This is a genomic window from Megasphaera sp. DISK 18 (genome assembly GCF_001682955.1).
GTDB classification, from domain to species: Bacteria; Bacillota; Negativicutes; order Veillonellales; family Megasphaeraceae; genus Megasphaera; species Megasphaera massiliensis.
This window is the reverse complement of sequence record NZ_LUGJ01000034.1, coordinates 42,147-62,260: the sequence shown is the minus strand read 5'-3', so window position 1 is coordinate 62,260 and position 20,114 is coordinate 42,147. Positions and strand designations below refer to the sequence as shown.

General features: G+C 50.6%; 18 protein-coding genes and 1 riboswitch. Of the genes, 15 read left to right on the top strand and 3 right to left on the bottom strand.

Annotated features, from left to right (window positions below; genetic code table 11):
* Positions 1 to 10: 10 nt before the first annotated feature.
* The 5 genes from ade (at position 11) to A0U42_RS07870 (ending at position 5,744) form a co-directional block, all read left to right on the top strand.
* Complete coding sequence (gene ade / locus A0U42_RS07890) at positions 11 to 1,753, top strand: adenine deaminase (protein WP_065360538.1); 1,743 nt, start codon at positions 11 to 13, stop codon at positions 1,751 to 1,753.
* A gap of 242 nt (positions 1,754 to 1,995) precedes the next feature.
* On the top strand, positions 1,996 to 3,066 hold the full coding sequence (locus tag A0U42_RS07885; RefSeq protein WP_044504106.1) for an ABC transporter ATP-binding protein: 1,071 nt from the start codon (positions 1,996 to 1,998) through the stop codon (positions 3,064 to 3,066).
* On the top strand, positions 3,059 to 3,886 hold the full coding sequence (locus A0U42_RS07880) for an ABC transporter permease (protein WP_065360537.1): 828 nt from the start codon (positions 3,059 to 3,061) through the stop codon (positions 3,884 to 3,886). Before A0U42_RS07885 ends, A0U42_RS07880 begins: the two co-directional genes overlap by 8 nt.
* Positions 3,883 to 4,665: an ABC transporter permease gene (locus A0U42_RS07875; protein ID WP_225069670.1), complete on the top strand. Its 783-nt coding sequence runs from the start codon at positions 3,883 to 3,885 to the stop codon at positions 4,663 to 4,665. The genes A0U42_RS07880 and A0U42_RS07875 overlap by 4 nt, the downstream gene beginning before the upstream one ends.
* A 14-nt stretch (positions 4,666 to 4,679) precedes the next feature.
* Positions 4,680 to 5,744, top strand: coding sequence for an ABC transporter substrate-binding protein (locus A0U42_RS07870; protein WP_065360536.1), 1,065 nt, complete (start codon positions 4,680 to 4,682; stop codon positions 5,742 to 5,744).
* 58 nt (positions 5,745 to 5,802) lie between these two features.
* On the opposite strand, the gene A0U42_RS07865 is transcribed toward A0U42_RS07870, so the two are convergent.
* Positions 5,803 to 6,672, bottom strand: a complete 870-nt coding sequence (locus A0U42_RS07865; RefSeq protein ID WP_065360535.1) for a phosphoribosylaminoimidazolesuccinocarboxamide synthase — start codon at positions 6,670 to 6,672, stop codon at positions 5,803 to 5,805.
* Positions 6,673 to 6,799: 127 nt separating this feature from the next.
* Entirely contained in the window at positions 6,800 to 7,519 is a 720-nt protein-coding gene (locus A0U42_RS07860) for an SIMPL domain-containing protein (protein WP_065360534.1), read from the bottom strand.
* A gap of 154 nt (positions 7,520 to 7,673) precedes the next feature.
* Positions 7,674 to 7,777, top strand: a riboswitch (TPP riboswitch).
* 73 nt (positions 7,778 to 7,850) lie between these two features.
* On the opposite strand from A0U42_RS07860, the gene thiC reads away from it, so the two are divergent.
* Positions 7,851 to 9,152, top strand: a complete 1,302-nt coding sequence (gene thiC / locus A0U42_RS07855) for a phosphomethylpyrimidine synthase ThiC (RefSeq protein WP_044504100.1) — start codon at positions 7,851 to 7,853, stop codon at positions 9,150 to 9,152.
* Positions 9,153 to 9,230: 78 nt separating this feature from the next.
* Here thiC and ppx read toward each other — a convergent pair whose 3' ends face one another.
* Positions 9,231 to 10,766: an exopolyphosphatase gene (gene ppx, locus A0U42_RS07850; RefSeq protein WP_065360533.1), complete on the bottom strand. Its 1,536-nt coding sequence runs from the start codon at positions 10,764 to 10,766 to the stop codon at positions 9,231 to 9,233.
* A gap of 410 nt (positions 10,767 to 11,176) precedes the next feature.
* On the opposite strand from ppx, the gene A0U42_RS07845 reads away from it, so the two are divergent.
* From A0U42_RS07845 to A0U42_RS07805, 9 genes are all read left to right on the top strand, one after another.
* On the top strand, positions 11,177 to 12,721 hold the full coding sequence (locus A0U42_RS07845; protein ID WP_044504098.1) for a Ppx/GppA phosphatase family protein: 1,545 nt from the start codon (positions 11,177 to 11,179) through the stop codon (positions 12,719 to 12,721).
* 7 nt (positions 12,722 to 12,728) lie between these two features.
* Positions 12,729 to 14,897 carry a polyphosphate kinase 1 gene (gene ppk1 / locus A0U42_RS07840; RefSeq protein WP_065360532.1) on the top strand — a complete coding sequence of 723 codons (2,169 nt, stop codon included), beginning with the start codon at positions 12,729 to 12,731 and terminating at the stop codon, positions 14,895 to 14,897.
* A gap of 57 nt (positions 14,898 to 14,954) precedes the next feature.
* The gene (locus tag A0U42_RS07835; RefSeq protein WP_065360531.1) at positions 14,955 to 15,956 is read left to right on the top strand and encodes a G5 domain-containing protein; all 1,002 of its coding nucleotides are present in this window, start codon (positions 14,955 to 14,957) and stop codon (positions 15,954 to 15,956) included.
* 236 nt (positions 15,957 to 16,192) lie between these two features.
* Positions 16,193 to 16,930, top strand: a complete 738-nt coding sequence (gene rpsB / locus A0U42_RS07830; RefSeq protein WP_044504095.1) for a 30S ribosomal protein S2 — start codon at positions 16,193 to 16,195, stop codon at positions 16,928 to 16,930.
* Between the two features lie 107 nt (positions 16,931 to 17,037).
* Positions 17,038 to 17,685, top strand: coding sequence for a translation elongation factor Ts (tsf, locus tag A0U42_RS07825; protein ID WP_065360530.1), 648 nt, complete (start codon positions 17,038 to 17,040; stop codon positions 17,683 to 17,685).
* Between the two features lie 82 nt (positions 17,686 to 17,767).
* Positions 17,768 to 18,493: a UMP kinase gene (gene pyrH, locus A0U42_RS07820; protein WP_044504093.1), complete on the top strand. Its 726-nt coding sequence runs from the start codon at positions 17,768 to 17,770 to the stop codon at positions 18,491 to 18,493.
* 46 nt (positions 18,494 to 18,539) lie between these two features.
* Positions 18,540 to 19,100: a ribosome recycling factor gene (gene frr / locus A0U42_RS07815; RefSeq protein WP_065360529.1), complete on the top strand. Its 561-nt coding sequence runs from the start codon at positions 18,540 to 18,542 to the stop codon at positions 19,098 to 19,100.
* Entirely contained in the window at positions 19,097 to 19,351 is a 255-nt protein-coding gene (locus tag A0U42_RS07810) for a hypothetical protein (protein WP_083122463.1), read from the top strand. Before frr ends, A0U42_RS07810 begins: the two co-directional genes overlap by 4 nt.
* Positions 19,344 to 20,111: an isoprenyl transferase gene (locus tag A0U42_RS07805; RefSeq protein ID WP_044504092.1), complete on the top strand. Its 768-nt coding sequence runs from the start codon at positions 19,344 to 19,346 to the stop codon at positions 20,109 to 20,111. Before A0U42_RS07810 ends, A0U42_RS07805 begins: the two co-directional genes overlap by 8 nt.
* Positions 20,112 to 20,114: the final 3 nt, after the last annotated feature.

The window sequence follows — 20,114 nt, the reverse complement described above, 5'->3', positions numbered from 1 at the left end:
GGGGTACATTATGACAGTGACGCGGAACCAGTTAAAACGGCGCATTGCCGTTGCCCGGGGCCTTGAACCGGGAGACCTTGTCATTAAAGATTGCCATATTGTAGATGTATATACACAGACCACTCGAAAGGGAGATATCGTCGTTTCTGACGGCGTCATTGCCGGCGTCGGCGGCCCTTATGAAGGGAAGACCGTCATCGATGCGAAAGGCGCCTATGCGGCACCGGGCCTCATTGAAAGCCATATCCATATCGAGTCCTGTTATGTCAGTCCTGAAGAATTCGGCCGACTGGTCGTACCTTTCGGAACGACGACCATCGTGGCCGATCCCCATGAAATCGTCAACGTCTGTGGCCTGAAAGGTTTGGATTATATGATGAAGGCGGCAGAAGAAACGGCCCTAGACATCCATTTCATGGTGCCGTCCTGTGTGCCGGCTACGCCTTTTGACCACAGCGGTGCGACCCTTGAAGCGGAAGATATGGAGGCGCCCTTAGCCGATGACCGCATCCTCGGTGTCGGTGAATTCATGAACTGCCCGGGTATTCTTGAAGGACACGATGCCGTCCTCGATAAGCTCATTACGGCCTATGGTACGGGAAAACCCATTGACGGTCACAGCCCCGGTGTCCATGGCAAGGATCTTCAGGCCTACATTTCGGCCCGTATTTTGACGGACCATGAATGCTTCAGCAAAAGCGATGCCGAAGAACGGGTCCAGGCCGGGATGTACGTCCTCTTGCGCAACGGCTCGGCCTGTCACGATCTGCCGAAATTGGTCAAGGCCGTGACGCCAGAAAGCTTGCGGCGGTTCCTCTTATGCTCCGATGACCTTCATCCTAAGACGATTTTTGAAAAAGGCCACCTTAACGAACACCTGCGTTTATGCGTTGCCGCCGGTCTCTCGCCGGAAGCAGCCATCACCATGGGCACCTTAAATGCTGCTGAATGCTATCACTTCGATGACCGCGGCGCCTTGGCACCGGGCAAGCGAGCTGACATCGTCCTCTTTGAAGATTTACAGGACTTCAAGGTCCGGGCGACCTTTATCGAAGGGCAGAAGGTCGCTGAAAACGGCCATTATCTGCCTCCCTTTACGAGAGCCGATTACAGCTCGGTCGGCAGTTCGGTGACGATTGCTGATTTCTCGGAAGAAAAACTGGTCATGCATTTAAAGAGCGACCATGTGCGGACCATCGATATCATGCCCGGCGGCGTCGTTACCGGAAAGGGCGAAGCTCAGATCCGGCGCGATGAAAAGGGCGACTTCGTCTTTGATGAAAAGGTTGATATCATCAAAGTCGCCGTCGTCGAACGCCATCACGGTACGGGTAACGTCGGACTCGGTCTGCTCCGCGGCTACGGGCTTCAGAAGGGAGCTGTTGCCGTTTCCATTGCCCACGACTCTCATAATATCATCGTTGCCGGCGCCAGCAATAAGGATATGGCGGCTGCTGTCGAAGTCTTGGAAAAACAGAAGGGCGGTATGGCCGCCGTCCTTGACGGAAAGGTATTGGCCGCCATTCCGCTGCCCATTGCCGGTCTGATGAGCGATAAGCCGGCGGCCGAAGTCGACGCCGCCCTCGATGACCTTTATGACAAGGCTCGCAGCCTCTTAGGCGTCAGTAACGATGTTGATGTCATCATGACGCTGTGCTTCATGAGCCTGCCGGTCATTCCAAAACTTAAATTACTCGATACGGGATTATTCGACGTCGAGGCCTTTGATTTTGTCCCCGTTGAACTGTCCTGAAACGGAAGAGTGTGTCCTGTCTTTGAAAAAATACAACGGTATATGCTATAATAAAATAAAGTATACCTAATGTATCAGGAAGCCTGAATCAGGCTTCCTGTAAAGACGGTGCCTTTTGCAGGGCACTTCGCATACGGGGCAGGAACCACATTCCATCATAGAAAGAAGGGACCTCGCATAAGGGACAGCTTGTGCGAAATCCCTTTTTTTAGAGTCCTGTTGGATAAAAAGGAGAAGTGAGAATGGCAAAAGAATTGATTTATTTGGACAATGTATCCAAATCCTATGAGGGTCATCTGGTATTAGACGAGTTGAATCTTACCATTTCAGAAAATTCATTTGTCACCCTTTTAGGACCGAGCGGCTGCGGCAAGACGACGACTTTGCGGCTCCTTGCCGGTTTTGAAACACCCGATAAAGGGCGAATCCTCTTTGATGGGAAGGATATTACCCAGCTGCCGCCCAATCGGCGTCAGGTCAATACGGTGTTCCAGAATTATTCCCTTTTTTCGCATATGGATGTCGCCGAGAACATCGCTTTCGGGCCCAAGATTCACGGCAAGCCCCGCGACTACATCCGCGATAAGATCCGCTATGCCTTGAAACTGGTTAACCTCGACGGCTATGAACACGCCAACATCGTCGACCTCTCCGGCGGCCAGCAGCAGCGCGTAGCCATTGCTCGGGCCATCGTCAATGAGCCTCGGGTATTGCTTCTTGATGAACCGCTCAGTGCCTTGGACCGGAAGCTGCGCCGCAGTATGCAGCTCGAGCTCATCAAGATTAAAGAAGAGTTGGGCATTACCTTCGTCTTCGTTACCCACGATCAGGAAGAAGCACTCAGCATGTCCGACATCGTCGTCGTCATGAACCAAGGCTATATCCAGCAGATCGGCACGCCGGAAAGCATCTACAATGAACCGGAAAATGCCTTTGTCGCTGACTTTATCGGTGACAGTAACATCGTCGACGGCCTCATGGTCCACGATAAATTGGTCCGTATCGCCGACTATGATTTTGAATGCGTTGACGTCGGCTTCGGTACGAATCGTCCCGTCGACGTTCAGATTCGTCCGGAAGACATGGAAGTGCGGCCGGCCCGTGAAGGCGGCTTCAACGGCGTCGTCACCAAGGTCATCTTTGAAGGCATGAACTATAACATTACTATTCAGGCCCGGAATATCGAATGGCTGGTCAAGTCGACGAAGAATTATGAACCGGGCGACGAAGTAAGCTTGGAAGTCGATCCTTTTAATATCCAAATCATGAATAAACCGGAATCCGAAGACGAAAGGGCGATGGAAAATGATTAACTCGGCAGCGATCCGCAATCTGTTTACGTTGCCCTTCCTCATTTGGGCAATCCTGTTTATTTTCTGTCCCCTCGTGGCCATCGCCTGGTACGGCCTGACCGACAGCAGCGGGACTTTCACGTTAGCGAATATCAGCCTCATTGCTCACTGGGAATATTTGAAATCCCTGGAACTGTCCTTGCTCTTGGCCTTAGTCAGTACGGTTGTCTGTCTTCTCGTGGCCTATCCGTTGTGCCTCATTTTGACTGAAGAGAAGCGGAGCAAGAGCACCCTATTATTCTTGTTATTCGTCCTTCCTATGTGGATGAACTCCATGCTGACGACCATGGCTTGGCAGACGATTCTTGAAAAGAACGGCATCCTCAATCAGTTCTTGCGCCTTTTGTCCCTGCCGGACGTCATGCTCATCAACACGCCGGCAGCCATTGTCATCGGCATGATCTATAACTTTTTACCTTATATGATTTTGCCCCTCTACGTATCTTTGAGCAAAATCAACCGCAACGTCATTGCCGCTGCCCGCGACCTCGGGGCCAGTTCCTGGCAGACCTTTACCAAGGTCATCCTGCCCTTGTCCCTGCCCGGTGCCATCAGCGGCATTACCATGGTCTTTATTCCCTCGCTGACGACGTTCTTCATCAGCGGCCTTTTAGGGGGCAATAAGGTCCTCCTCATCGGCAACATTGTCGAACAGGAATTTACCATGGCTTACGATTGGCACTTAGGGAGCGGCTTATCCCTGGTGCTGATGCTGTTCATCATCGTCAATATGGTGATGACGGCTTACTTTGACCGCAGTGAAGGGCAGGTGAAGAAATGATGGAAAAATGGAAAAAAGGCTATGTGGCCTTAGTCGTTCTCTTTCTCTATGCGCCCATCGGCGTCCTCATTGCCCAGTCCTTCAACGCCAGCCGCTATCGCGGTCATTGGACGGGGTTTACCCTGCAGTGGTACGGCGAACTCTTTGAAAATGAGGGAATCCTCGAAGCCTTGCAGAATACGATTACCATCGGTCTGACGTCGGCTGCCCTTGCGACCATCCTGGGCCTCATTACCTGCATGGCTCTGCGCGGTATGGGCCGCAAGCAGCGCTCGGTCCTCCTCGGGGTAGCCAGTCTGCCCCTCTTAAATGCCGATATCGTTACCGGGATTTCGCTGATGCTGCTCTTTCTCGGCATGGGACTGCGCCTTGGCTATGGTTCCATCCTTATGGCTCACGTCGTCTTTAACCTGCCTTATGTCATCTTGTGCATCATGCCTCAGTTCCTGTCCCTCGACCGCAGCTGCTACGATGCGGCACGAGATCTCGGGGCCACGCCTTTTGTTGCCTTTCGCCGCGTCGTCCTGCCGGAGCTGCGGCCCAGTCTCTTAGCCGGATTCATGCTGGCCTTTACCATGTCTGCCGATGATTTCATCATCACCCATTTTACGAAGGGCGCCGGCATCGATACCTTGCCGACTGAAATTTACGCAGAATTGAAACTCGGCATCCATCCGGAAATGTATGCCCTGTCGACACTGGTGTTCGTCTTTGTCTTGGTCTTTGCCGTCTTGCTCACGATGAACCGCAAGCGATTGGCCTTGGGACGAGATTTATAAAAGGGAGGCCTGTCATGAAATATATTCGACTGCTCCTCATGGGACTCTTTTGTGTCTTGGCCTTATCAGGCTGCGGGTTCCTGGAAGGGGAGGAAGACGGAGATAACGTCGTCTACGTCTATAACTGGGGGGACTATGTCGACCCCGATACGATTACACAGTTTGAAGAAGAAACGGGCATCCGTGTCGTCATGGATGAATTCGATACCAACGAAAGCATGTATCCCCTGGTAGCCGCTGGGGCCGAACGCTATGACGTCATTTGCCCGTCGGACTATATGATTCAAAAGATGATTCACAACGGGTTGCTGCAGCCTCTCGACTATTCGCAGCTGCCCAATGCGCGGCAGTATGTGGGCCAGCAGTTCTGGCAGCAGTCGGAGTTTTTTGATCCGGGCAACCGCTATTCCGTTCCGTACTGTTGGGGCACTGTCGGCATCGTCTATAATAAGACCATGGTCGATGACCCTGTCGACAGCTGGTCCATTTTGTGGAATGAAAAGTATAAGAACGAAATCATCATGCAGGATTCGCCCCGCGATTCCTTCATGGTCGCCTTGAAACTCCTCGGCTATTCCCTCAATACGACGGATCCGGCCCAAATTGCACAGGCCAGAGACCTGCTCATTGCGCAGAAGCCGTTGGTTCAGGCTTACGGCATCGACGATGTGAAAGATAAACTCGTCTCCGGTGAAGCGGCCATGGGTGTCGTCTTTTCCGGCGAAGCCCTGCGGATGATCTTGGCCAATCGGAATTTGGAATACGTCATTCCTAAGGAAGGAACTAACCTTTGGATCGATTCCTGGGTCATTCCTAAAAATGCGGCCCACGTCGAAAATGCCCATAAATTCATCGACTTTATGAGCCGTCCCGACATCGCCTTGAAGAACTTTGAATACCTGACCTATTCGACGCCGAATATCGCCGTTCCGGAGATGGAAGAAGATGAAGATTATAAGGATAATCCCGTCGTCTTCCCGCCGAAAGAAGCCTATGCCGGTCAGGAAACGTACCGCTACTTAGGGGAACGGGAAGATAAGTATTACAACGATCAATGGATTCAGGTAAAAGTTTGGTAGACAATCAAAAAGGACTGTCACCCGATGGGTGCAGTCCTTTTTTGATGCCTGGATGGGATTAGATTTTTTTGCCTGTCAGCATTTCATAGGCTTCTTCGTATTTTTCAATCGTCTTGTCGATGACGTCCTGAGGCAGGAGGTAGTCGCTGTCCGGGTTGGCCTTGAGCCAGTCACGGACGAACTGTTTGTCATACGACGGCTGGCTTTGCCCGGCTTTATAGCCTTCGAGGGGCCAGAAGCGGGAGCTGTCCGGCGTAAGCATTTCGTCGCCTAAGACGATGGTGCCGTTTTCATCGAGGCCGAATTCGAATTTCGTGTCGGCAATGATGATGCCTTTGGAGAGGGCGTATTCGGCACATTTTTTATAGAGAGCAATGGTGTAGTCGCGAATCTTTTCAGCGTATTCCATGCCCTTTCCCGGGAAGACTTTGTCGATGTAAGCGGCGCCTACTTCGAGGGAGACGTTTTCATCGTGGTCACCGAGTTCAGCCTTGGTGCTCGGCGTGAAAATCGGTTCCGGGAGTTTTTCTGATTCTGTGAGGCCTGCCGGTAATTTAATGCCGCAAACCGTACCGTTCTGCTGGTAGCTTTCCCAGCCGCTGCCGGTGATATAACCGCGGACGATGCATTCCATGGGAATCATCGTCAGTTTCTGGCATTTCATGCTGTTGCCGACGAACTGTTCCTGCTGGAAGAATTCCGGCATGTCAGCATTGTCGACAGAGATCATGTGGTTCGGGATGATGTCGGACGTCATATCGAACCAAAATTTGGACATCTGCGTCAGGATGGCGCCCTTTTTGGTGATCTTGTTTTTCAGGATATGGTCGAAAGCGGAAATGCGGTCCGTTGCAACCATGATAATGCTGTCACCTGCGTCATAGACTTCACGTACTTTACCGGATTTAAAAGGGGTGTATTCTTTCATCTTGTCTGGCCTCCATGATTCAGAACTATTCAATTATTTTTTGAACACTAATATCATAGCATATTTTAAGGAAATAAAAAAGAAGCCCGAAGGCTCCTTTTTATTTCGTTCCCACAAGGGATGCGTTTTATTTCAGATAATAGGTGATGTTGACTGTCTGGCTCAGGGTGTTGGTACCGGCTTCGACAGGTGTAGATTCAGCATCTTCCATCTTAGCGGACAACATTCTTACGTTGCTGTAAGCGCGGCTGTAGGACGGGCTGTTTCCGGAAATGTTGATTTCCTTTACGGCGCCGAGCTGGGTGCCGGAGGCGGAAGCGGCTGCCTGAGCGGCACGCTGGCCGTTGTGGACAGCTTCTTTAATGAGGTTGTCTTTAATCTGATCGGAATGTTCGTTGGTGAAACGAATGTTATCGATCTGGTTGGCCCCGAGGCTGCCGGCTTTGCTGATGACCTGCGAAATCAGGCTGAGATCGCTGACTTTGACGGTCAGGCTGTTGGTTACCGTGTAGGAGGTGACCTTAGAGCCTTTTACATCATAGTTGGGCGACATGTAGAAGCCAGTGGTCTTCAGGTTGTCTGCCGGGATGCCCATCGCTTTGATGGCGTTGGTGACGTTGTTCATGACTTGATTGTTCTTGGTCCGAGCCTGCTGGGCGTCGGCATCGGTGCTGGATGTACCGATGGTAATATATGCCGTGTCAGGAGCGACTTCCTGCTGGGCATAGCCGGTGACGGTGACGACGGACGGCTGGGGGCCTTCAGCGAAAGCCTGAGGGGCAGTAACAAAGAGAGAGGATGCGAGCATAGCGGCCACGACGAGGCCTTTTAAAGACATTTTTTTCATGTAAATAACCTCCTTTGTAATGATTGTATCGATTATATCATATCTGACAGAACATATCCACTCCCAAAAAGAAAATCAGGACATTTGTCTACTTAGAATGTTACAGAAGTATTGCATTTTTTGGCTGGGCATACTATAATATTTGGAGATACATAAAAGAAGCTAGGGGAGCCTTCGGGCTGAGAAAAGTGCTGGATTACACTTGACCCTTTACCTGATGCGGATAATGCCGCCGGAGGGAAGCTTTACGGGATTATAAAGCTCACCTGCGGGGCCGCACGGTGGGCTTTTTTTGTGGCAATCGTCATTTTCTATATAGGAGGATTTTATAATGGATTACACAACACAAATGGATGCGGCCCGCAAGGGAATCGTCACGCCGCAGATGAAGGTCGTCGCTGAAAAGGAAAAGATGGCTATTGAAAAACTGATGGCCCTCGTCGCCAGCGGCAAGGTCGCCATTCCGGCCAATAAGATGCATGAAAGCCTGTCGGCTGAAGCCGTCGGACAAGACTGCCGCACCAAGATCAACGTCAATTTAGGCGTTTCGCCGGAACACAACAACCACGAAGAAGAACTGCAGAAGGTGCAGAACGCCATCGATATGAAGGCCGAAGCCATCATGGACTTGTCGAACTTCGGCAAGACCCGGGACTTCCGCCGCAAATTAGTCAAAATGTCGACGGCTATGATCGGGACCGTTCCCATGTATGATGCTGTCGGCATGCTCGATAAAGACCTGAAAGACATCAGCGTCGACGAATTCTTTTCTGTTGTCGAACAGCACGCCGAAGACGGCGTCGACTTCATGACCATCCACTGCGGCATGAACCGCAAGACGGCGCAGCGCATCAAAGACAATCCGCGCCTGACTAACATCGTCTCCCGCGGCGGCTCGCTCCTCTTTGCCTGGATGGAAATGAACGACCAGGAAAATCCTTTCTATGAATATTACGATCGCCTCCTCGACATCTGTGAAAAATATGACGTCACCTTGAGCCTCGGCGATGCCTGCCGTCCCGGCTGTACCCATGATGCGACCGATGCCGCTCAGATCGAAGAACTCATTACCCTCGGCGAACTGACGAAACGGGCTTGGGACCACAATGTCCAGGTCATGATCGAAGGCCCGGGCCATATGGTGCTCAACGAAATCGCTGCCAACATGAAGCTTGAAAAACGACTCTGCCACGGGGCTCCGTTCTACGTCCTCGGGCCTTTGGTTACCGATATCGCTCCGGGCTATGACCATATTACCAGTGCCATCGGCGGTGCCATTGCGGCATCGAGCGGTGCCGACTTCCTGTGCTACGTTACGCCGGCAGAACACCTGCGCCTGCCGACCGTTGAAGACGTTAAGGAAGGTATCATCGCTGCCCGCATTGCAGCTCACGCCGCCGACCTCGTCAAAGGTATTCCCGGCGCCCAGGAATGGGACGACGCTATGAGCAAGGCCCGCGTCGAAGTCGACTTTGACACCATGATTGCCCTGTCTATCGATCCGGAAAAATCCCGCCGGTATTATGAATCGAGCAAGCCCGAATGCGAAGGGACCTGCACGATGTGCGGCAAGATGTGCCCGGCTCGTACCATGAAACGCATCCTGGCCGGTGAAGACGTATCGATTCGCTAATTACATAAAATCACCCATTATAAAAGGGGCTGTCCGTGAATGAAGTTCACAGACAGCCCCTTTGGCATGTATAAGTTCTTATCGCCAGACCAATAACAGGGAGGCGCCAAATTCTTTTTTAAATTGCTTGTTCAGTTGCTTCATTTCGTAATCGGCGGCGTTATATGTCGAGTCGGGCTTGGTGGACAAGATGACGACGGCGACGTTTTCGGCCATGGTGACGTCGACATCGGTGACGATTTGTTCGTACGTGAGGTCCGAGGCTTCGGCCAAGGCTAAAATGGTCGACAGCTTGCGGATCATGACCCAGTCTTCGGCCGAGGCCATGTGGTCATAGCGGTACGCCCGGAGAATTTTGCGGCTGATGCCGTGGTGGAAGCCGGCGATGAAACCGGTCAGGATCTGTTCGATTTGCGTGAGGCCGTAAAGCGGGGCTTGGGAAATCATGAAGGCCGAATGGCGGGCATGGTCGTAAAAGTTAACAATTTTGCCGACGTCGTGGAGCCGGGCCGCTGTCTGCAGCAGCAGCCGTTCGCGTTCGCCGTAGCCATGGAGGGGCTGGAGCTCGTCGAAAAGCTGGGTGGCAATGCGCGTGACCTGCTCATAGTGTCCCTTGTTTAAAATAAAGCCGTTAAGGGTGCCGATAAAATTCTTGACGCTGAAGTCGAGGATGTCGTCGAAACGGGGTGACGGCAGGTTGCAGTACGACGCATAGTATTCAAAGAATAAGCCTTCGCGGAGACCGCAGCCGCTGACGACCATTTCCGAACTGCCGGTTACATCGAAGATGGCTTTGATGACGGCAGCGCCGGCGACGATGAGATCTGAGCGGTCGCTGGAAAGACCGGGAATCTTCTTACGGTTGGCACTGGAATGGGTCGAGAGGGTTTCAAAGATGTTTTCAAAGTGTTCTAAGGGCATAATGTAATTGTGGAGTTTCGATAACTCATAATTCGTAGCCCGCTGGTCCATTTTGGCAATGTTACGTGCCGTGCCGCCGATTCCGATAATGGGCAGGTTGATATGGGGGAGCCATTCGACTTCATTCATCTTTTTGCGGATATATTTCAAGCAGGCCGCAATCGCTTCCTCGTCGGGGTTGCCCTGGGTATTGAATTTTTCCGTCAAGGTAACGGCCCCGATGGGGAGGGAGATGGAATGAATGTTTTCGCCGTCCTGGACTAAGGTCATTTCGACGCTGGCACCGCCTAAGTCGAAGAGGAGAAAGTCCTTCATGGCAATGGTATTGATGACGCCTAAATAGCCGAGGTAGGCTTCGCGCTCACCGGTGATGATGTTCATGGTGATGCCCGTTTCGTCATTGACGCGCTTTAGAAATTCTTCGCCGTTGCTGGCATTGCGGACGGCCGCCGTGGCGACGGCTCGACATTCCTTGATGCCGAGAACGGTCATAATATGTTTATAGACATGGAGACAAGTCAAAGCCCGCTGAATCCCTTCTTCACTGAGTGCGCCGGTTTGGTTCAGACCGTGTCCTAAGCGGATGGCTTCTTTTTCTTGATACAGCAGGGAATAGGACTGGTTGTCTGTGATTTGCATGACGACGAAACGTATGGAGTTGGAGCCCAAGTCGATAATGGCTAATTTTTCCATGATATACCTCATTTCTCTATATGTTTACCGGAATCGGTTATCCGTTCTATTATACTACAAATAAATTAGTAAAAAAAAGAAAATTTCCTTCACACTAACTTTTTTGTCCGCATTATGCGGATATCTGCTTTTTTTGTTTTATGGCACCCTGGTTATAACAAGGCGTTTATCCATTGGCCAATTTGAGAAAAAACTGGGATAAATACGCATTGACAGCGAATCGAATCACTTCCTTTCGGCGGAAAAGCAGGCGTTTTTTTATGTCCTTATACAGGAAACAATGAAAGATAAATGTAAAGAAAAACGATGATTTTTTACAAAAAATATACATAACCAAACTAACTTTCATGTATAATAGAAGTAGCCTCCGCGTAACTGCGAGGATATTGTTTAGAAAAGTGGGGAGAATAATGGAAAAAAAGACCCGGAATGTTTTGGGTATCATCCATCTCGGTACGGTCAATATGACGATGAAAATCATCTCTTATTCATCGCTCGACGATATGGAGATCATCGAAAACGTAGCTCAAGAAGTAAAATATGGCGAAATGGTATTTCAGAGCCGCCACGTCAGCTTTCAATCACTGAATGAAATTTGCCAGGTCTTACTGGGATTCCGACAGCTGCTTCGCGACTATGATGTAAAGGACGTTCGCGTTTTATCGACGACGGCTATCAGCGAGGCCGATAATTTGATTAATGTCCTCGACCAGATTCGTATCCGCACAGGGTTCCACGTTGAAGTAACCCACATGACCAAGGAGATTTTCTACAAGTTCTTTGGTCTTTATTATAATGTGCTGAAAGGGAAATTCAACTTTGCCGACAAGGCTGTTATGCTGCTCGACATTACATCCGGCGGCGTTGGCCTGACGGGCTGGAAGAAAGACCACCTCTTGTTCCAGCAGAATATCAACATCGGTTCTCTGCGCATCTTGGAAAACTTTACCGAAAAGCAGCGCAACGAGCTGACCTTCCCGACGGCGGTCCGCGAATATATTTACGGTACCTTGTACCCCTTGTGGAAGGGAGTCCAGCAGTACGATATCAAGTATATCGTCCTCTCCGGCCGCGGCGGCAGCCTTATCGCACGGATCATGGGTAAGGCCAGTGACGACGGCTTGTTCCTGATTACGGCGCAGGAACTGCGCCAATTCATCTATTCTTTAAAAGGCGTTACCCCTTTTAAACTCATGAAGCGTTTCGGCTTGTCGCAGAACCTGGCCAACGTCATCATGCCGACGATTCTCTTGTACTATGAACTCCTTCGGCTGGTGGACATCGACATGCTGGTCGTCATGCCGACGACCTTTACCGAAGGCTATACGATGTACTATGTGGCTCAAAAAACGAAGCATCCTTACATAGAAAAACTACAGGCCCTGCGCCTCGATATGATGCGCCGCATGGCGAATAAATACTTGTACGATTCCATCCATTCGACACGAATCGAAGGCTACTGCAACGTTCTCTTTGAGGCCCTGTACAAATTCATCGGTCTTCGTTACGAAACGAAATACTTGTTGCAGATGGCTGCGATTTTTCATGAAACGGGTAAATTTATCAATATCCGCAAACACAATCTCTGTACGTATAACCTCATCGGAGAGACGGATATCTTCGGCTTGGCCGACGATGAAAAACAGATCCTGGCCGCCGTCTTGTATTACGCCTTCGATGGGACTTTGCAGGAGTCATCGGCCGTCTATCACGAGTTGACACCCCGTCAGAAAGTCATTACCGCAAAATTAACGGCTATTTTCCGACTGGCTGACTCTTTGGATAAGAGCCATTTAGGCAAAATCAGTGATCTTCGGGCCGAACTCGGTGAAGATGAATTGATCGTCTATTATACGGCCGATTCCGATATTTCTTTGGAACGCTGGACCTATATGAAGATGGCTGTCAACTTTTCCGAAGTCTTTGGCATTTCGACGAAATTAGTGAAAGGATAAGATAATTATGCCAGATTTTACAGATGCTCAATATTATTTAAATCGCGAATGTACGTGGATCAAATTCAACAAACGGGTTTTGCGCGAAGCTATCGTGCCGTCAAACCCTTTGCTGGAACAGCTGAATTTCATCGCCATTGCTTCTTCGAACTTGGATGAATTCTTCATGATTCGCGTCGCCGGTGTCAAACACCTCGTCGAAAGTGGTGTCAGACATATCGATATTGCCGGCATGACCCCGGCGGAACAGTTCGATGCCATCCAGTCCATGGTCCACGAACTCGTCGCCGACCAGTACCGCTATTACGATGGTATTCAGCAGAAATTACAGGATCACGGCATTCACTTTATCGGTGTCGACGACCTCAACGAAGACCAGCATATGTGGCTCGACGAGTTCTTCGGCCGCGAAATCTATCCCGTCGTTACGCCCATGGCCGTCGACTCCAGCCATCCTTTCCCGTTCTTGTCCAGCCTGAATCTGGACTTGGCCGTCCTCCTTCGCCGCAAGCACGGGGATCCGTCGGTCAAGACGGCCATCCTGCCGGTGCCGTCGTCGGTCATCAACCGCATCATCGAAGTTCCCCAGAGCGTGTCGCCTGTGGGAGAGCAGGCCGAAGGCCATCAGTTCCTCTTTTTGGAAGACATCATCGCGGCCTATGCCGATCGGTTCTTCCTCGGTTGTGAGATCTTAGAAGTGGCTCCCTTCCGGATTACCCGTGATGCTGACCTGGCTATCGACGACGACGTAGAAGATCTGTTGGTCGAAGTAGAAAAGAGTTTGAAAAAACGGCGTAAGGGGGCAGCTGTTCGCCTCGAGCTGGCAGCTTCCTCGAGCCGCATGATCCGCGAATTCCTGCGCGACGAATTGCAGCTGGAAGAACGGGATATCTATTATATCCCCGGGCCCCTTGACTGCAAGGTATTCTTCTCCTTCGTCGGCATCGAAGGTTTCGACGGACTGCGCTATCCGCCGGTAAAACCACAGCCGTCGTCGGAACTGGCAGCCATGGGCAGTACCGATATCTGGTCGGCTATCGCCGAACGGGATATCATGGTGCACCATCCGTATGAAACCTTTGAAACGGTAGAATATTTCATCCATCAGGCAGCTATCGATCCCGACGTTTTGGCCATTAAACAGACCCTGTACCGCGTCAGCAGTCAGTCGCCGATCATCGCAGCCCTGGCTCAGGCGGCCGAAAACGGCAAGCAGGTCACGGTCCTGATGGAAGTCAAGGCTCGCTTTGACGAAGAAAACAACATTCTCATGGCCCGGAAGCTGGAAAAAGCCGGCTGCCACGTCATTTACGGTATTATGGGTCTCAAGACACACTCGAAGATCACCCTCGTCGTCCGCCGGGAAGAGGACGGTATCCGCCGCTACGTCCACCTGGCAACGGGCAACTATAACGGCAAGACGGCCCGCATCTATACTGACGTCGGTATCTTGACGTCTAATACCCTCATCGGAGTCGACGCGTCGGCCTTCTTTAACCTCTTGTCAGGCTATTCCGATCCTCCGGAATGGAATAAACTGGCTGTGGCACCGTTGAACCTGCGGGAAACCATTTATCAGGAAATCGACCAGGAAATTGCCTGGGCCAAAGCCGGGAAAAAAGCGCTCATCGTCGCTAAGATGAACTCGCTCCTCGATAAAGAAGTCATTGCTAAACTCTATGAAGCCTCGGCAGCCGGTGTCAAGATCCACCTCATCGTCCGCGGTATCTGCGTCCTTCGTCCGGGCCTTCCCGGCATCAGTGACAACATTGAAGTCCACAGTATCGTCGGCCGCTTCCTGGAACACAGCCGCTTATTCTACTTCTATAACGGCGGCAGTGAAGACGTCTTCATTTCCTCGGCTGACTGGATGCCGCGAAACCTGAATGAACGCGTCGAATTGATGACGCCTGTTGAGTTTGCACCTCATAAAGAACAGATTAAACATATCCTGAAACTGTATTTCGACGACAACGTCAAAGCCTACGCCATGAATCAAGACGGTTCGTACCGTTATCTGGCTGACGAACGAACAGGAAAAGCGGTTAATGCCCAGGATACCTGCCAGCGTGAAGCGGAAAAACTTCCGGCCCACCGCAAACGTGAAGTGCGGAAGCTGCGCAATATCGTCCTTCGCCCGCGTCCGACGGATCCGATGGAACAGGGCGACAACTAAATTGACAATGCCTGCGGCCTTTGCTAAAATGGTAAGAAACGTTTTAGGAGGCATGGCATGGAGTGGAAAAAATTCAGTATACTGAGCTTTAAGCGAAGAGGACCGATTACGCAGATGTATGCGACCATGATTGCCTTATTGGTCCTCGTCTCGCTGACCGGCTTCATCGATAAAGGAAAGTCGGTAACCCTTGTGGCCGACGGGACGACCCGCCAGGTGTATACCCATGCCGTCAATGCAGATGCCTTGCTGCGTGAGTATAATATCGAGATGGGGAATCATGACGAAGTCACCCTGTCGACGGCGGAACTCGACGACGGCACTTACGTCAAAGTACGCCGGGCCATTCCCGTGACTCTTGTCTACAGGGGCCAATCGCAGACTGTGTATACGGCTAAGCGCAATACCCAGGAAGTAGCCGAGCAGTACGGTTATTCAAAAGAAAAATACCGCCCTTACGGCGACATTCAAAAGCCCCTCCAGGCCGGACAAAAAATCGTCATCGGCAATGTCTCGCGCAAGACGATTACGGAAGATGACGTCGTACCCTATGCTGTAGAAAGTATTCCCGATGAAAACTTAGGGCAGGGGGAAGAACAAGTTGTCCAGCAAGGGCAAAACGGCCGCAAGCGAGTGAAGTTGAACATCGTCAGCGTCGACGGTCAGGTTGCCGATAAAGAGACGATTTCAACAGAGCTCATTTCAGAAATGCAGCCTATGGTCCGCAAAGTGGGCACCAAGGCAACGGTTGAAATCAACACCGGTTCCATTTCGCATTACCAAAAAGTCATCGCCATGGAAGCGACGGCTTATTTGCCTACCGATGGAGACGGATTGGGGATTACCCGCATGGGGACCCGTGCCCGCTATGGCGTCGTTGCCGTAGACCCCAACGTCATACCCTTAGGCTCGACGGTATACATTCCCGGTTACGGCGTAGCCCGTGCCGAAGATACAGGCGGTGCCATCCTCGGCAACCGCATCGATCTCTGCATGGAAGACTACGATGTTTGCATGGCCTTTGGCCGCCGCATGGTACCGGTCTATATTTTACAATAATATGTGCCAGGAAAGGGGCCTGCTGCGGCAGGTCTCTTTTTGCGCATCTTGCAGGCAGGGAAGCGGTATTTCACCTCTTGCCCTCCATGGGGAGATGTGATATAATATTCAAGGTTTGAATACCAAGATTCAAAATACACACGCTTGGCGAGTCCAGCACTGTGCCCGTTTCTTAGGAATACGGGTGAAGATGGGCGATGACCGGGCGGAGGAAAAAACAGGAGGAATCACACATTATGGCAGTAGTATCTATGAAACAATTATTGGAAGCCGGCGTTCATTTTGGTCACCAGACCCGCCGTTGGAACCCGAAGATGGCTCGTTTCATCTTCACCGAACGTAACGGTATCTACATCATCGACTTGCAGAAAACCGTTAAGAAAATGGACGAAGCTTACAATTTTGTCCGCGATTTGGCAGCTGAAGGCGGCAAAATCGTATTCGTAGGCACGAAAAAACAGGCTCAGGAATCGATTAAGAGCGAAGCAGAACGCTGCAACCAGTACTTCGTCAACGAACGTTGGCTCGGCGGTATGCTCACCAACTTCCAGACGATTGAAAAACGCGTAAAACGCTTGAAAACGTTGGAAAAACAGGCTGAAGACGGCACTTTCGAAGTATTGCCGAAGAAAGAAGTTACGCTCCTCAAACATGAAATGGAAAAACTTCAGAAATACCTCGGCGGTATTAAAGATATGAAGAAGCTCCCCGATGCTTTGTTCATCATCGACCCGAAAAAAGAAGAAATCGCCGTTGCAGAAGCTCGCAAACTCAACATCCCTATCATCGCTACGGTTGACACCAACTGCGATCCTGACGTTATCGACTACCCGATTCCGGCCAACGATGACGCTATCCGCGCCGTAAAACTCTTGACCGGCAAAATTGCTGACGCTGTCCTCGAAGGCAACCAGGGCAACCAGACTGAAGCCGGTGCAGCTGAAGAAACGACGGAAGAAGCAGCTGCAGAATAAGACAACTTATTCTCTGAGAATTAAATGGTTATACATAAAGGTAAGGAGCCTTCGCTTCTTACCTTTATTCAAACGGTATATTAAACTTACTTTTAGGAGGAATACTCATGGCTATTACAGCAGCAATGGTAAAAGAATTGAGAGAAAAAACAGGGGCAGGCATGATGGACTGCAAAAAAGCACTGACCGAAAGCAACGGCGATATGGACAAAGCCGTCGACTTGCTTCGCGAACACGGCTTAGCTGCAGCTGCTAAAAAAGCAGACCGCATCGCTGCTGAAGGTTTGGTTTATTCTTACATCCATGGCAACGGCCGCATCGGTGTTCTCGTCGAAGTCAACTGTGAAACGGACTTCGTCGCTCAGACCGACAATTTCAAAGCACTCTGCAAAGATATTGCCATGCAGATCGCTGCTGCAAAACCGGCATACCTCAAACGTGAAGAAGTTCCGGCTGACGTTTTGGAACATGAAAAAGACGTCCTTCGCCAGCAGGCTCTGAATGAAGGCAAACCGGAAAAGATTGTCGAAAAGATGATCGTCGGCCGTATCGAAAAATTCTACAAAGAAAATTGCCTCCTCGATCAGGAATTCATCAAAGATTCTGACAAGACGGTCCAGCAGGTCGTTACCGAAGCCGTTGCTAAGATCGGCGAAAAAATCGATATCCGCCGCTACACCCGTTACGAATTAGGTGAAGGCCTTGAAAAACGGAATGATGATTTCGTTTCTGAAGTAATGGCACAAGCTAAATAAGATTTCATAAGAGAACACCCAACCCGTGTTCTCTTATTTTCTAATTGAACATTTGCCAACATACAGAGGAGGCCCTTCTTTTATGGAACCGAAAAAATATAATCGTATCGTATTGAAACTGAGCGGCGAAGCATTGGCCGGCAAACAAGGCTACGGCATCGACCCGGAAACGGTAGAAACGATTGCCAAACAGATCGTCGAAGTCAATAAGCTCAATATTCAAGTCGCCATCGTCGTCGGCGGCGGCAATATCTGGCGCGGCCTGTCCGGTTCTGCCAAAGGCATGGATCGGGTATCGGCTGACTACATGGGCATGCTGGCCACGGTGATGAACTCGTTGGCACTCCAGGATGCCATGGAAAAGAACGGTGTCGCTACCCGCGTTCAAACGGCGATTAATATGCAGCAGGTTGCAGAACCCTATATCCGCCGCAGAGCGATCCGCCATATGGAAAAAGGCCGGGTCGTCATCTTTGGTGCCGGTACGGGCAATCCTTATTTTTCGACGGATACGACGGCAGCCCTGCGTGCTGCTGAAATCGAAGCCGATGCCATCCTCATGGCTAAAAACGGCGTAGACGGCGTCTATGACAGTGATCCCAAGCTCAATCCCGATGCCAAGATGTACAAGCGTTTGACCTATCTTGACGTCATTAATAAGGATCTCAAGGTTATGGATGCGACGGCAACGACTTTGTGCCGCAACAATAATATTCCTATCGTCGTCTTTAATATCGACAAGCCCGGGAATATTGTCGCCGCTGCCAGCGGAAAAGATTTAGGTACTTTGGTCGACAAAGAAGACTAAACGCTGTATGATATACTTATAAAAATAAAATAAGGAAGTGATTGATGTGGAAGTAAAAGAACTGCTCGCTCAGCACGAAGCCAAGATGGACAAGACGATTGAAGCGTTGAAACGGGAACTGACCTCCATCCGTACGGGCCGTGCCAGCACGTCCCTCTTAGACCGGGTCATGGTCGATTACTACGGGACGCCGACGCCGGTGAACCAGGTGGCTAACGTATCGGCTCCGGAGCCGCGGATGCTGACCATCGTTCCTTGGGAAGTAAAGATGCTCGGTGAAATCGAAAAAGCTATCTTAAAGTCCGATTTAGGCCTCAATCCCAATAATGACGGGAAAATGATTCGCTTGGAAATTCCTCAATTGACGGAAGAACGCCGTAAGGAATTGAGCAAGAAAGTCAGCAAGGTCGCCGAAGACTCGAAAGTTGTCGTCCGCAATATCCGCCGTGACGCCAACGAACTCATCAAGAAGATGGAAAAGAAAAAGGAAATCTCGGAAGATGACAGCAAGGAAGGTCAGGACAATATCCAGAAACTGACCGATAAAAAAATCAAGGCCATCGACGAAATCAAGGCAAAAAAAGAAAAAGAAGTCATGGCTGTATGATGGATATACGGATTTTTATTGGCATGCCGTTACGGTATGCCAAATCTGTATTACAGGAGAAAAATATTCCTTACGTCGTAGAACGGACGGTGTCGCGGTCCCGCTTTTTCCGCTGCGACCCGGAGCAGACCTACGTCATCCGTGCTAAAGCCGGTGATGACGGTGTCATATCGCTTTTGGTCAATGACAGCCTCGAGATGAGCGAATCCGTGGCCGACGCACTGTCCAAGGGAGACATGCAAGATGATTAACTTTTTTGGCAATAAAACAGAACCTGCTGAAACGGCAGGGAATCATGGCCTTGATATGAATAACATTCCTCGTCACGTAGCCATCATCATGGACGGCAACGGCCGCTGGGCCAAACGCAAGGGGATGCCGCGCAGTTACGGCCATCGTGCCGGTGCCGATACGCTGAAGCGGATCGTCATCGCTGCAGATGAACTGGGTATTAAAGTCCTGACGGTCTATGCCTTTTCGACGGAAAACTGGAAGCGGCCGGAAGAGGAAGTTTCGTATATTATGAAGTTGATGAAAAATTATCTCAGCCATAATTTACTCCAGCTTAAGGAACATAACGTACAGCTGCACATCATCGGCGACAAGTCACGTCTTCATCCGGAACTGCAGGAGGCCTTCGCTCAGGCGGAAGCCGATATGGCGGTCAATACGGGCCTTATCCTGAATGTCGCCGTCAATTACGGCGGTCGTTTGGAAATGGTTCAGGCTGTCCGCCGCCTGGCTGACGATGTCAAGGCCGGTCGCTGTGACGTCGGCGATATTGATGAAGACCGGTTGTCGAGCTATCTTTATACGGCACCGGACAATGACGTTGATTTGCTTATTCGTCCCGGCGATGACAAAAGGGTCAGCAACTTTCTCCTTTGGCAGATGGCTTATGCCGAATTTTGGTTTACGCCTCTTTGCTGGCCTGATTTTACGAAAGAAACGCTTGTCGAAGCTATCTCATCCTTTCAAGGCCGAGAACGTCGCTTTGGCGGTTTAAAATAAGGC

What these genes read in the sequence shown, in the direction of transcription:
- thiC (WP_044504100.1), top strand. Translation starts at nt 7,851, where the DNA reads ATGGATTACACAACACAAATGGATGCGGCCCGCAAGGGAATCGTCACG.
- A0U42_RS07865 (WP_065360535.1), bottom strand. Translation starts at nt 6,672, where the DNA reads ATGAAAGAATACACCCCTTTTAAATCCGGTAAAGTACGTGAAGTCTAT.
- A0U42_RS07845 (WP_044504098.1), top strand. Translation starts at nt 11,177, where the DNA reads ATGGAAAAAAAGACCCGGAATGTTTTGGGTATCATCCATCTCGGTACG.
- A0U42_RS07885 (WP_044504106.1), top strand. Translation starts at nt 1,996, where the DNA reads ATGGCAAAAGAATTGATTTATTTGGACAATGTATCCAAATCCTATGAG.
- A0U42_RS07875 (WP_225069670.1), top strand. Translation starts at nt 3,883, where the DNA reads ATGATGGAAAAATGGAAAAAAGGCTATGTGGCCTTAGTCGTTCTCTTT.
- A0U42_RS07870 (WP_065360536.1), top strand. Translation starts at nt 4,680, where the DNA reads ATGAAATATATTCGACTGCTCCTCATGGGACTCTTTTGTGTCTTGGCC.
- A0U42_RS07805 (WP_044504092.1), top strand. Translation starts at nt 19,344, where the DNA reads ATGATTAACTTTTTTGGCAATAAAACAGAACCTGCTGAAACGGCAGGG.
- ppk1 (WP_065360532.1), top strand. Translation starts at nt 12,729, where the DNA reads ATGCCAGATTTTACAGATGCTCAATATTATTTAAATCGCGAATGTACG.
- A0U42_RS07880 (WP_065360537.1), top strand. Translation starts at nt 3,059, where the DNA reads ATGATTAACTCGGCAGCGATCCGCAATCTGTTTACGTTGCCCTTCCTC.
- rpsB (WP_044504095.1), top strand. Translation starts at nt 16,193, where the DNA reads ATGGCAGTAGTATCTATGAAACAATTATTGGAAGCCGGCGTTCATTTT.
- A0U42_RS07860 (WP_065360534.1), bottom strand. Translation starts at nt 7,519, where the DNA reads ATGAAAAAAATGTCTTTAAAAGGCCTCGTCGTGGCCGCTATGCTCGCA.
- tsf (WP_065360530.1), top strand. Translation starts at nt 17,038, where the DNA reads ATGGCTATTACAGCAGCAATGGTAAAAGAATTGAGAGAAAAAACAGGG.
- A0U42_RS07835 (WP_065360531.1), top strand. Translation starts at nt 14,955, where the DNA reads ATGGAGTGGAAAAAATTCAGTATACTGAGCTTTAAGCGAAGAGGACCG.
- pyrH (WP_044504093.1), top strand. Translation starts at nt 17,768, where the DNA reads ATGGAACCGAAAAAATATAATCGTATCGTATTGAAACTGAGCGGCGAA.
- ppx (WP_065360533.1), bottom strand. Translation starts at nt 10,766, where the DNA reads ATGGAAAAATTAGCCATTATCGACTTGGGCTCCAACTCCATACGTTTC.
- ade (WP_065360538.1), top strand. Translation starts at nt 11, where the DNA reads ATGACAGTGACGCGGAACCAGTTAAAACGGCGCATTGCCGTTGCCCGG.
- A0U42_RS07810 (WP_083122463.1), top strand. Translation starts at nt 19,097, where the DNA reads ATGATGGATATACGGATTTTTATTGGCATGCCGTTACGGTATGCCAAA.